The organism is Nocardia sp. NPDC127579, assembly GCF_042672005.1.
Lineage (GTDB): Bacteria > Actinomycetota > Actinomycetes > Mycobacteriales > Mycobacteriaceae > Nocardia.
The window spans coordinates 659,587-671,604 of sequence record NZ_JBHXVZ010000002.1 but is presented as its reverse complement, the minus strand read 5'-3'; the positions used below and the strand labels follow the sequence as shown (position 1 = coordinate 671,604).

At 67.8% G+C, this 12,018-nt stretch carries 11 protein-coding genes; 9 read left to right on the top strand and 2 right to left on the bottom strand.

Going from position 1 to position 12,018, the window contains the following annotated elements:
* The first annotated feature begins 80 nt into the window (after positions 1-80).
* From ACFVMC_RS10620 to ACFVMC_RS10610, 3 genes are read left to right on the top strand one after another with little or no spacing between them, the layout of a single operon-like run.
* A complete protein-coding gene (locus ACFVMC_RS10620; protein ID WP_379208865.1) occupies positions 81-677 on the top strand; it encodes a pyruvoyl-dependent arginine decarboxylase in 597 nt (198 codons plus the stop codon).
* Position 678: 1 nt separating this feature from the next.
* Positions 679-1,254, top strand: a complete 576-nt coding sequence (locus ACFVMC_RS10615) for a hypothetical protein (RefSeq protein WP_379208863.1) — start codon at positions 679-681, stop codon at positions 1,252-1,254.
* Entirely contained in the window at positions 1,254-2,834 is a 1,581-nt protein-coding gene (locus ACFVMC_RS10610) for a diguanylate cyclase domain-containing protein (RefSeq protein ID WP_379208861.1), read from the top strand. The genes ACFVMC_RS10615 and ACFVMC_RS10610 overlap by 1 nt, the downstream gene beginning before the upstream one ends.
* A gap of 9 nt (positions 2,835-2,843) precedes the next feature.
* On the opposite strand, the gene ACFVMC_RS10605 is transcribed toward ACFVMC_RS10610, so the two are convergent.
* The gene (locus tag ACFVMC_RS10605) at positions 2,844-3,599 is read right to left on the bottom strand and encodes a DUF6319 family protein (RefSeq protein WP_379208859.1); all 756 of its coding nucleotides are present in this window, start codon (positions 3,597-3,599) and stop codon (positions 2,844-2,846) included.
* 215 nt (positions 3,600-3,814) lie between these two features.
* Between ACFVMC_RS10605 and ACFVMC_RS10600 the strand changes: the two genes are divergently transcribed.
* Positions 3,815-4,273, top strand: coding sequence for a hypothetical protein (locus tag ACFVMC_RS10600; RefSeq protein WP_379208857.1), 459 nt, complete (start codon positions 3,815-3,817; stop codon positions 4,271-4,273).
* On the opposite strand, the gene ACFVMC_RS10595 is transcribed toward ACFVMC_RS10600, so the two are convergent.
* On the bottom strand, positions 4,270-4,881 hold the full coding sequence (locus tag ACFVMC_RS10595) for a TetR/AcrR family transcriptional regulator (protein WP_379209519.1): 612 nt from the start codon (positions 4,879-4,881) through the stop codon (positions 4,270-4,272). The two genes, ACFVMC_RS10600 and ACFVMC_RS10595, sit on opposite strands and share 4 nt — an antisense overlap.
* Positions 4,882-4,958: 77 nt before the next feature.
* Here ACFVMC_RS10595 and ACFVMC_RS10590 point away from each other — a divergent pair, with 77 nt between their 5' ends.
* From ACFVMC_RS10590 to ACFVMC_RS10570, 5 genes are read left to right on the top strand one after another with little or no spacing between them, the layout of a single operon-like run.
* Positions 4,959-6,329, top strand: a complete 1,371-nt coding sequence (locus tag ACFVMC_RS10590) for a flavin-containing monooxygenase (RefSeq protein ID WP_379208855.1) — start codon at positions 4,959-4,961, stop codon at positions 6,327-6,329.
* Positions 6,330-6,331: 2 nt separating this feature from the next.
* Positions 6,332-7,486, top strand: a complete 1,155-nt coding sequence (locus ACFVMC_RS10585; protein WP_379208853.1) for a serine hydrolase domain-containing protein — start codon at positions 6,332-6,334, stop codon at positions 7,484-7,486.
* A complete protein-coding gene (locus ACFVMC_RS10580; protein WP_379208851.1) occupies positions 7,483-8,523 on the top strand; it encodes an NAD(P)-dependent alcohol dehydrogenase in 1,041 nt (346 codons plus the stop codon). Before ACFVMC_RS10585 ends, ACFVMC_RS10580 begins: the two co-directional genes overlap by 4 nt.
* 33 nt (positions 8,524-8,556) lie before the next feature.
* The gene (locus ACFVMC_RS10575; protein ID WP_379208849.1) at positions 8,557-10,212 is read left to right on the top strand and encodes a class I adenylate-forming enzyme family protein; all 1,656 of its coding nucleotides are present in this window, start codon (positions 8,557-8,559) and stop codon (positions 10,210-10,212) included.
* 6 nt (positions 10,213-10,218) lie between these two features.
* Positions 10,219-11,961 carry an amidohydrolase family protein gene (locus tag ACFVMC_RS10570; protein ID WP_379208848.1) on the top strand — a complete coding sequence of 581 codons (1,743 nt, stop codon included), beginning with the start codon at positions 10,219-10,221 and terminating at the stop codon, positions 11,959-11,961.
* Positions 11,962-12,018 lie beyond the last annotated feature (57 nt).

The following is a 12,018-nucleotide window of genomic DNA, read 5'->3' as shown; positions in this document are numbered from 1 at the left end:
GATCCGACATCGTGACGCAGAGTCAATTTGACGCAAAAACGACCTGCAAATTGGGTCGGATGGTTCCGCGGGAGGGCACTATGATTCACACAACCCCACGCAGCGGCCTACTCAGGTTGCAGTGGATCGATCGACATTTACGCCCGCCCCTCGGCCGGAATCGCACGACGCATGCTGGTGCGCCGACGGATCGCGGGGTCCCACTGACGATCGAGATCGGCGCGGCGACGGGGGTCGGGCCGACGAGCCTGTCGGCGTTCGACGCGGCTTTGCGCGAGCTGGGAGTGGGTGATGCCAACTTGATTCGGCTGTCCTCGGTGATTCCGCCGCGCGCTGTCCTGCGCCGCGACATTCGCGTGCGGAAACCGATTCCCTGGGGTGATCGACTCTACTGCGTGTACGCGGCACAGCACGCGACCGTGCCCGGCACCACCGCGGCCGCCGGGATCGGCTGGGTTCTGCGTGACGACGGCTCCGGCGCAGGGCTTTTCGTGGAGCACGAGGCGGAGACGGCCGCCGAGGTCGAGCAGTTGATCCGTGCCAGTTTGCACGATATGACCGATAACCGCCCCGAAGGCTTTGGGCCCGTGGAACTGTCGACCACGGAGGCGGAGTGCACCGGCGCCCCGGCTTGCGCGCTGGTGCTGGCCGCGTATCACACGACACCGTGGAGCTGATATGACCGGGTCCGAGTTGCACGTCACCATCGATACCGAGATCCCACCGGATCAGATCGACCAGTTCCACAAGCTCTACGAGGAAGCTTTCGGCCCGATGCGCGTCCGGGCGGTGGCCCGGCAGGTCCTGCATCCCGAGGAATTCCAGGCCACGATGGTCGACCCGCGCGTGCAGAAACACGTGGCGCGCACCGAGACCGGCGAACCGGTCGGTCTCACCACACTGACCCGGCATCTGGACACCGTGCCCTGGATCAGCCCGGACTATTTCGCGGCCCAGTATCCCGAGCACGCGGCCCGCAACGCGATCTATTATGCGGGTTTCACACTAGTTGCCCCAAGCGCGCGACAAGGGGCCGCTTTTCATGCCATGATCAAGTCAGCTGTCCAAGTTTTGGTGGCCGACCGCGGTGTGGTCGGTTGGGACATCTGCTCATACAACAACACTCACCGATCGCTCTTCGCCCGCACGGTGGAGCAGTTGGATCGGCAGGCGAACGTCGAAGTCGCGGTGCGAGACTCTCAGACCTACTACGCCGCGCTGTTCACCGAGGATGGAGCGACCAAGGGGGGCTGATGAGCATCAGCGAAGAGCAGTCGACCAGCCAGCGGTTTTCCCTCGGATTGTCATGGAAACTGCTTGCGACAGCGATGTTCGTACTGATCGCACTGCCACCGTTTCTCGATATCCCGGCCTTCGCGCTGGTGAGCATGCTGGTCGTGGTGGGCGGCGCGCAGCTCATGATCGCGACCGGCCTGCGGCGGCATCGGCCGACCCAGCCGCTGCCCTGGTACCTGATCTCGGTGTCGGCGCTGCTGTCGGCGCTGGGCACCGCGCTGCGCGAATTCTCCGCCGATACGGCCAGCCCGTTCGACGATCTGTTCACGCTCGCGGGCTATTTCGGCATCGGCGTGGCCGCGACGCTGTGGCTGCGCCCCCGCCAGATGCGCGGCAACTACGATCTACTGCTGGATTCCGCCCTGATCGGCCTGGGTGCGCTGCTGGCATCCTGGACCTTCCTCATCTCCCCGATCCTGGAGGTCGGCGCGGCCACCACGAGCACCGTCGCCGCGGCCGTCTACCCGGTGTTGGACGCGCTGCTGCTCACCCTGGTCGCGCATTCGATGGCGACCTCGACGCGCTCGGAGACCTCGCTGCGGCTGCTGCACCTTTCGCTGTTCGCCGTGCTGGTGGGCGATCTCGGCTACAGCCTGGACACCGTCGGCACGGCATCCATCGGCCACGAGGTGCTGGTCACGCCGCTGCTGATCGGATATGCGACGGTCGGCGTGGCCGCGCTGCATCCGACCATGACCACTATCGGCGGCCCGCGCCGCATCCACCCGCACCACTCGCGACAGCGCGCCAGCTTCATCGCCGTCGCGCTGATCGTGGCCTCACTGGTGCCCGTGGTGGGTTCGAGCCTGGGCACGGTGGACCGGGTGGTGGTGTCCTCGCTGTTCGCGCTGCTGCTCATCGGTGTCCTGGTGCGCAGCGAACGAGCGATCCAGCGCAGTGGGCGCAGTGAACGGCGCGCGCAATATCAGGCCGATCACGACATGCTCACCGGATTGCTGAACCGATCGGCACTGCTGCGTGCGCTCAACCGCAACAGCGAGTACTGGGCCGGGCAGCCGCTGTGCCTGCTGTTCATCGACCTCGACGGTTTCAAGGGTGTCAACGACAGCTACGGGCACGCGGTCGGTGACGAACTGATCGCCAACGCCGCCTCCCGGATCCGGCGGGTGGTCCGTCGCGACGACGTGGTCGCCCGGTATGGCGGCGACGAATTCGTGGTGTTGGCCCCGCTGGGCCGCCAGGAGGCGGCGATGTTGGCCGAACGACTACTCGGCGCGTTCGTGCGGCCGTTCGAGTTGAGCGCCGGCGAGGTGCCGATCACCACCAGTGTCGGCATCGCCTGTACCGGGCCGCGCACCGCCGACGCCAGCATCTACGACCTGATCCGGGAAGCGGATTCGGCGATGTACCACGCAAAGGAGTACGCGCTGGGTTACGCCTTCCATGAGGATGTGCGCCATGGCGTCACACCGCCCAGCACCTGGAAGACCCAGTCGCATCGGGCCGCGCCCGCACCGGCCGATACCGGGCGCCGCACCTGGCACCCGGTCGACCGCACCACCAGTACCGCGGTCTGAGTATTCGATTCAGTCGGCGAGTTCGTCGAGCAGGCGGCGGGCCTGTTCGAGTTCGGCCTGCAAGGCCGCGACCTTCTGCTCCTGCAACTGACGGGCCGCGTCGAGAATGCCCGAAACCACCTCGGCCACTTCAGGGTGCAAGATCTTGGCGGCCTGCGCGACGGCGGAGCTCTGCACCGGCAGACCGCGCACCGTGCGCTTCTTACCGTTGACCACCTCGACTGTCCACTCGCCGTCGGAGGTGCCGTTCAGCGTCACGGTGACCTCGGGCGCCTTCGCCTTGCGCGCCGGGGCCGGCTTGGCCGCCTTGGCGGCGGGCTTGGGGGCGACCTTGCCCTCGGCGCTCGATTCGACCGATTCCGGCTGCACGGCAATCGGTTTCACCGCCGGTTCGGCCGGGGCGGGGACGGGTTGGGGCGCGACGCTCGTCATGGTCGACGGCTGGGTCACGGTGGATTCCTTCCTTGTTGTCGACTTCGGCTGAGCAGTTTTCGAGCCCGCCGCGGGGGTGCGCGGCGGCTTGGTCAACGTCACCTCGGTGGGAGAGAAGGACAGTACATCCTTCGACCCGGTCGGCCGGACCTGTAGGAAATCTCCGTCGGCCGGGTCGCCCAGCGCCACCACCTTGCCGGACCGGCCCGCGGGCACGCCCACCGCGGCGGCGGTGAACCACACCATCGGCGGGTGGCCACCCGCGATGTCCGTGGCGATCTGCTCGATCTCCGTGTCCGACAATGGCTTGGGTTTGGTCCTGGGGGACGGCATGGTGCGCTCCGAGCGTTTCGTTACTGGCGGCGTTCTCGTACAAGGCTGCGTGCACAGATGATGCCGCACCGCACCGACAGATTTGCACCGCGTCACCGAATCGACCTGTGCCACCTCGGTCCGAAAAGTTGCCGACCCACATATCCCCAGCTTCAGCAAATTCTCAGTTACATTCAGGTCGACCTGTTCGCCGCGCACCGAGCACGAGGAGTCCCATGCGCAGACTCGCCGCTGTCACACCCCTGGCCGCCGTCGCGCTCCTCGCCCTCGCCTGCACCCCGGATCGCAGCACCGCCAGGACGGCAGAACTGGTCGGCCGACACGACGCCGAAGAGCACAGCCCGGCCGAAGCGGCGCCGACAACCATGCCGGTGAGTTCGGTCCGAATCGCCAACTGCCGGCGCCAACCCCGGGTCCGGCCGAACGAGATCGTGCTCACCTGCGCCGACGCCAACATGATCATCGACCGGATCACCTGGGACAGCTGGACCGATACCGGCGCCACCGGTCGCGGCGTGGAATCACGCAGCGTCTGCCACCCGGATTGCGGCACCGCGCCACGCTTGTCGTTCCCGGTCGCGATCGAGCTGTCGGCGCCGCTGGACGGCGTGTTCACCACCCTGACCAAAACGCCCGATGGGGGCGTTTCGGAGGTTCTGCCAATTCCCCGCTAATCCGGCGCGCGCAGCGCGGGGAACCAGATATCGGTGAGCACCTCGGCCGCCTGCCCGGCGGTGACATCGATGGTGCCCTGCATGGCCCAGCGAGTGAAGAACCGCTCCAGTTGGGCCACAAGCAGTTCCACCCGCAGCTTGGCCTCGTCCTGCCGCCCGGCGGGCCAGCGCGCCAGATACGAGGGCATGGCATTGGGCAGCGCGAGAATGCCGCGCTTGGCGATCTCCCGGAATTCCGGCTCCAGCGCGGTGGCCTCGTCCCAGGCGGGCAGCAGGTCCTTGTACTCCTGGAACCAGTCGATGGCGCGGGTGACCCAGGCGACGAACTCCGCGCGCGAATCGGTGTCGAGTACCCGATCCAGATCCTCGTAGAAGTGCAGCGCGCTGGGCGCGGTGCTCTGCTCGGCGACGGCGCGCAGGATATCCAGCTTGCCGGTGAAGTGCAGATAGAAGGTGGCACGGCTACAGCCGACGGCGGCGGCGATGCCATCGACTCGCACCGAGGCGTACCCCTCGGCGCTGAACAGGGCTTTCGCGCCCTCGATCAGCTTGGCCCGGGTCTGGATCTTCTGTTCGTCCCGCAGGTTCGGCTTGCTCACACTAGACATCATGTCATTCACTAGACAGTGCGTCTAGCCAGTGTTACGTTGTTGCCTACCTCACTTTCCAGACGGGGATCGATACCTTGACTTCACGACATCTCCCCCGGGTGTGCGTCATCGGCGCCGGCCCCTCCGGGATCACCACCGCGAAACGCCTCCAGGAGTTCGGCATTCCGTTCGACTGCTTCGAGGCCTCCGACGAGGTCGGCGGCAACTGGTACTTCAAGAATCCGAACGGCATGTCGGCCTGCTATCAGAGCCTGCACATCGACACGTCGAAGTGGCGCTTGGCCTTCGAGGACTACCCGGCGCCCGCCGAGTGGCCGGACTTCCCACATCACTCGCAGCTGTTCGAGTACTTCAAGAACTACGTCGACCACTTCGGCCTGCGCGACAAGATCATCTTCAATACCGTGGTGACCGCCGCCGAACGGCGGCCCGACGGCGCCTGGTCGATCACCACCAGCGACGGACGCACCCGTGGCTACGACGCGCTGGTGGTCTGCAACGGACACCACTGGGATCCCCGAATCCCGGACTACCCGGGCGAATTCGACGGCACGCTGATCCACAGCCACGCCTACAACGACCCGTTCGATCCGATCGACATGCGCGGCAAGCGCGTGGTGGTGGTCGGTATGGGCAACTCCGGGCTCGATATCGCCTCGGAACTGTCCCAGCGCTTCATCGCCGCGAAACTCACCGTCTCCGCGCGCCGCGGGGTCTGGGTGCTGCCCAAGTACGTGCACGGCACGGTGGGTGACAAGCAGAGCGTCCCCGCGTGGATGCCACGGCCGGTCGCGCTCAAGCTCAAGCAGCGCTTCGTCCGGAAGTTCCGCGGCGACATGGAGTTCTACGGGCTGCCCAAACCCGATCACCGGCCGTTCGAGGCGCATCCCTCGGCCAGTGAGGAATTCCTGCATCGCGCTGGCTGCGGCGATATCGCCTTCAAGCCCGCAATCACCGCGCTGGAGGGGCCGCGGGTGCGTTTCGCCGACGGCAGCACCGAGGAGGTCGACGTGATCGTCTGCGCCACCGGCTATCACATCAGCTTCCCGTTCTTCAGCGACCCGGACCTGGTGCCCGACAGCGCGAATCGACTGCCGCTGTTCAAGCAGATGATGCGGCCCGGCGTGGACAACCTGTTCTATCTCGGTCTGGCCCAGCCACTTCCGACGCTGGTCAACTTCGCCGAACAGCAGAGCAAGCTGGTCGCCGCGTACCTCACGGGGCGCTATCTGCCGCCGCCCGAGCCGGACATGCGCGACCGCATCACGGCCGACGAGCAGCGCAAGCGCCGCCACTACTACGACTCGCCGCGGCACACCATCCAGATCGAATTCGAGCCCTACGTGCGGGACCTGGTCAAAGAGATGGCGCGTGGCGCGAAACGCGCCGCCGCCGTGGGGAACACGCTGCCGGTCCCCGCCCGCGTCCTCGAGCCGACGGAGTAGTCATGACCACGACCACCGCCACCACCTCGGGCTCGTGTGCCGAACGATTCGCCGGGCTGCGCCAGGAATTGGAACGCCAGCTGGCCTCCGGCGCGGAATTGGGCGCCTCGATCGCCGTCGTCGTCGACGGCGAACCGGTCGTCGATCTCTGGGGCGGACACCGCGATCCGGAGCGCACCCGGGCCTGGGAGTCCGACACCCTCGTCAACGTCTTCTCCATCACCAAGACGATGACCGCGCTGTCCGCGCTGCTGCTCGTCGATCGAGGCGAACTGGACGTGCGCCGGAAAGTGGCGCACTACTGGCCCGAGTTCGCCGCCAATGGCAAGGGCGACATCGAGATTCGCCACATCCTCGGACACACCTCCGGTGTCTCGGGGTGGCAGCCGCCGATGCAGGTGCCCGATCTCTACGACACCGAGGCCGCCGCCGCGCTCCTGGCCGCGCAGCCGCCGTGGTGGACACCGGGCTCGGCCTCGGCATATCACTGCCTGAACTACGGTCATCTCGTCGACGCCGTGATACGCCGGATCGCCGGTCGCAGCCTCGGCCTCTTCTTCGCCGAGGAGCTGGCCGGGCCGCTGGGCGCGGACTTCCACATCGGCACCGCCGCCGCGCACCGCGACCGGATCGCCCCGCTGGTTCCACCGCCGGCGCTGGAATTCGATCTGGCACAGCTGGATCAGGACAGCATCCTGGTCAAGACGCTCACCAGCCCGCTGCTGGATGTCGCCATGACCGCGACCCCGGGCTGGCAGCAGGCCGAGATCGGCGCGGTCAACGGGCACGGCAACGCGCGCTCGGTCGCGCGGGTGCAATCGCTGGTCGCCAACGGCGGCAGGTTGGACGGGCGACAGTTCCTCTCCGAGGAGACCATCGACCTGATCTTCGAGCAACAGTCCGACGGAATCGACCTGGCGCTCATGGTGCCGCTGCGGTTCGGCATCGGCTACGGGCTGCCGCAGCCGCAGACCGCGCCGGAAGTGCCGCAGGGCCGGGTGTGCTGGTGGTCGGGCTACGGCGGATCGATCGTGGTCAACGATCTGGATCGGCGAATGACCTTCGCCTACACCATGAACAAGATGGAACCGGGCATCATCGGCTCCGCGCGGGCGGATGCCTACCTGCGCGCCACCTACGCGGCGGTGCGAGGATGAGAGCGCTGCAACTGACCGGGCCGGGCACGCTCGAGCTGCGCGAGGTCCCGATTCCGGAGATCGGCCCGGCCGATCTGCTGCTGCGGGTGGGAGCGGCCGGTATCTGCCACTCCGATCTACATGTGCTGCACCTGCCGTTCCAGCTGCGGGAGGACCCGCTCACGCTGGGGCACGAGATCGCGGGCACCATCGAGGCGGTCGGGGCGAATGTCGACGGCCACACGGTCGGCCAGCGCGGACTGGTGTACCTGTGCTGGTCCTGTGGCAACTGCCGAGAGTGTGTGAGCGGCAACGAGAATGTGTGCCTGGCCGCGGGCCGCGTCGCCATGCCGCCGTGCCCCGGGCTGGGGCCGGACGGCGGCATGGCGGAATACGTACAGATTCCCGCGAGTTCGTTCGTGCCGATCGGCGAGCTGGACTTCCTCCAGGCGGCCCCGCTCGCCGACGCGGCGCTGACCAGCTATCACGCCATCGAGGGCGCTCGAGCGCACCTGCGGCCGGGCTCGACCGCCGTGGTGATCGGGGTCGGCGGGCTGGGACATGTCGGGGTGCAGATCCTGGCCGCCACCACCGCGACCCGCGTGCTCGCGGTCGACGTCTCGGCCGAGAAACTGGCGCTGGCGGCGGACTGCGGCGCGGCCGAGGGGCTGCTGAGCGAATCGGCCACGGCCGCGGCGATTCTCGAACGCACCGAGGGGCGCGGCGCGGACGCGGTCTTCGACTTCGTCGGCACCGACAGCACCGCCCGGCTGGCCGTCGAATCGGTCGCCCCGAACGGGGCGTACCGGATGATCGGACTCGGCGGCGGCGCACCGGAGCTCACCGCCGGACCGGCGGGCGGACCCGGCTGGCCGTGGGGCGCGTCGGTGCGAAAGTCCTACGGCGGCACCAAATCCGATCTGATCAACTCCGTGGCGCTGGCCCGGAGCGGCAAGCTGACGGTCGAGGTCGAGCGATTCGACCTGGCCGACGGGCGCGCGGCACTGGATCGGCTCGAGCAGGGCCTGATCCGGGGCCGGGCCGTTCTGGTGCCCTGACTCCACCCGGATTCGCGATGATGAGGAAGTTCCATGACCAAACCCGTTGACCTCCAAGCACTCGCTGCGCAGATCGCCGGGCGGCTGACCGGCCCCGGCGGGCCGTTCGAGATCACGCTCGAGCAGGTGCTCGGCGCTCGTATCCCGGTGCTGAAGCACCGCAAGACTTCGCTGGCGGCCGTGCTGCTGGACTCCGCGGCGCTCGGCGACCGCGAGTACCTGGTGTCGTCCGAGCGTCGAATCACCTATGCCGAGCATCGAACCGAAGCCGTCGCGCTGGCCTGGGCGCTGCGCGAACGCTACGACATCCGGCCGGGCGATCGGGTCGGGATCCTGGCGGCCAACACCGTCGAGTGGGTGCTCGCGTTCTGGGCGACCCAGCTCCTCGGCGCCATCACGGTCGGCTACAACGCCTGGTGGACGACCCGGGAAATCGAGTACGGGCTCGGGCACACGACCCCCAAGGCGCTCATCGTCGACGCCAAACGGGCGCAGCGGGTTTCGAGCGCCGAAATCCCGGTGCTGACAATGGAGCAGGACCTGCCCGCACTGATCGCCGAGTTCGCCGATCGCGCCGGTTCCGTGCCGGAGGTCCAGGTGGGCGAGGACGATCCAGCCGTCATCCTCTACACCAGCGGCACCAGCGGGCGGCCCAAGGGCGCGGTGCACTCGCAGCGAAACCTGCTGTCGGTCATCGACTATCACCGCTTCAACGACGCGATGGCGGCGGCGTTCGCCGGCGGCGCCGACGACGGCGCACCCAAGGGCCGCCGATTCCTGGTGACCTCACCGCTGTTCCACATCGCGAGCCTGCACAACCTGGTGTTGCCGCGCATGGTCACCGGCGATACCTGCGTCATCCACCAGGGCGCGTTCGAAGCCGATCGGGTGCTGCGGCTGATCGAGGCCGAGCGCATCACCAACTGGGGGGCCATGCCCACCATGGCAACCCGCCTGCTCGAGGTCGACCTGTCGGCCTACGACCTGTCCACACTGGCCGCGTTCTCACTGAACTCCGCGCCGTCCTCGGCGGCGTTGCAGCACAAACTGCGCGCCGAACTACCGGTGGCCAGAACCGCTCTGGTGACCAGCTACGGCATGACCGAATGCTCGACCGCCGCCACCATCGCCGCACCGCAGGAACTGGCCGCGTTCCCCGATACCGTCGGCCGGCCGGTGATCGGTGTGAGCCTCGAAATCCGGGATCCCGCAGGCGAACCCGTCGCCGAGGGGGTGGAGGGTGAGATCTGCGTGCGCAGCCAGTACGTGATGCTCGGGTACTGGAACGACGAGCAGGCCACCACGGCCGCCATCACCCCGGACCGCTGGCTGCGGACCGGCGATATCGGTGTGCTCGAGCAGGGTCGGCTCCGATTGTCCGGTCGCCGTTCGGATCTCATCCTGCGCGGCGGCGAGAACGTCTATCCGACCGAGGTCGAGCAGGTGCTCGACGAGCATCCGGCGGTCCTCGAATGCGCGGTCCTCGGGGTCGCCGATGCCGATCTGGGCCAGCGGGTCGGCGCGCTCGTCGTCCTCGACCGACTCGACGCCGTCACCGCGGACGAGCTGACCGAGTTCGCCGGGGAACGACTGGCCTACTACAAGGTGCCCGCCGACTGGCGGCTCACCACCACCCCGCTACCGCGCAATGCCACCGGCAAGGTGCTGCGCAAGGGCCTCGAAGTGTGAGAAGTCATGTACGACACCATTATCAAAGGCGGCCGCTGGTTCGATGGAACCGGCGCGCCCTCCGCGCTACGGCACCTCGGCATCCGTGACGGTCGCGTCGCGACCGTCAGCTCCGAGCCGCTGACCGAGCACGACTGCCCGAATGTCATCGACGCCACCGGCAAATGGGTGCTCCCCGGCATGCTCGACATCCACACCCACTACGACGTCGAAGTGCTGACCGGACCGGCGCTGGCCGAATCCGTGCGGCACGGCATCACGACGGTCTTCCTCGGTTCGTGCTCGCTCTCGACCGTGCACGTCGGCGCAACCGATGCCGGTGATCTGTTCGGCCGGGTCGAGGCCATTCCGCGCAAGCACGTCATCGAGGCGGTCGAGGCCGTCAAGAACTGGTCCGGCGCGGCCGAATACGTCCGGACGCTGGAATCGCTGCCGCTGGGACCGAATCTGGCCGCGTTCCTCGGCCACTCCGATATCCGGGCGGCGCGCATGGGCCTGGATCGCGCCACTCGTTCCGATATCCGGCCCACCGCAAGCGAATTGGATGCGATGGCCGCGGATCTGGAAGCGGCACTGGATGCCGGGTTCGTCGGCATGTCCTCCCAGCAACTCCTGTTCGACAAGGTCGACGGCGAGCTGTGCCGCTCGCGCACCCTGCCATCGACCTTCGCGACCAGCCGGGAACGCCGCCGCCTCAACCGGATTCTGCGGGAGCGGGGCCGCGCGCTCCAGGGCGGCCCGGATGTGGCGCGACCACAGAGCCTGGTCGCCATGGCGGCAGGCAGTCTGGGCCTGTTCCGCGCGCCGCTGAAGGTGAGCCTGCTCTCCGCCGCCGACATCAAGGCGATACCCGCTGTGGCCCAGCTCTTTCCGCTGATCGCCAAGGTGATCAACCGGCTCGGTGGCGACTTCCGCTGGCAGCACCTGCCGGTACCGTTCGAGGTCTACTCCGACGGCATCGACCTGCCGGTCTTCGAGGAGTTCGGATCCGGCGCCGCCGCACTGCATCTGGCGAACCAGCTCGACGCGCGGCGTGAACTGCTGCGCGACGAGGCCTATCGCCGTCGCTTCCGCAAGGATTACGACAAGAAGTACGGTCCCCGGGTCTGGCATCGCGACTTCTTCGACGCCGAGATCGTCGAATGCCCGGATCCCGCGGTCATCGGGAAGACCTTCGGCCAGGTCGGCGTCGACCGGGGCGGTCTGCACCCGGTCGACGCCTTCCTCGACCTGGTCGTCGAACACGGCGCGAAAGTGCGCTGGCGCACCACGATCTCCAATCACCGGCCCGCGGTGCTGGATCGCTTCGCCGCCGATCCCGGTGTGCAACTGGGCTTTTCGGATGCCGGAGCGCATCTGCGCAATATGGCCTTCTACAACTTCGGCCTGCGCCTGCTGCACCGGGTGCACCGGGCCGAACAGGCCGGACGGCCGTTCCTCACCCTGGAGCGCGCGGTGCACCGCCTCACCGGTGAACTCGCGGACTGGTACGGCCTGGCCGCCGGGCATCTGCGCCCCGGCGACCGCGCCGACGTGGTCGTGCTCGATCCCGCACACCTCGACGACACCCTGACCGCCTACGCCGAAGCGCCCGTCCCCGAATACGACAACCTGTCGCGCATGGTCAACCGCAACGACCAGGCCGTCAGCGCCGTGCTGATCAACGGCGAGTACGTCTTCGGGAACGGGGTCGCGGCCGACATCCTCGGACAACGCCGAACGGGCCGATTCCTGCGAGCGGGCGTCTGACGGTTTCCGCCGCCGCACCGGCAACCGCTGCCGATGCGGGGGCGATCGGTCTACCGT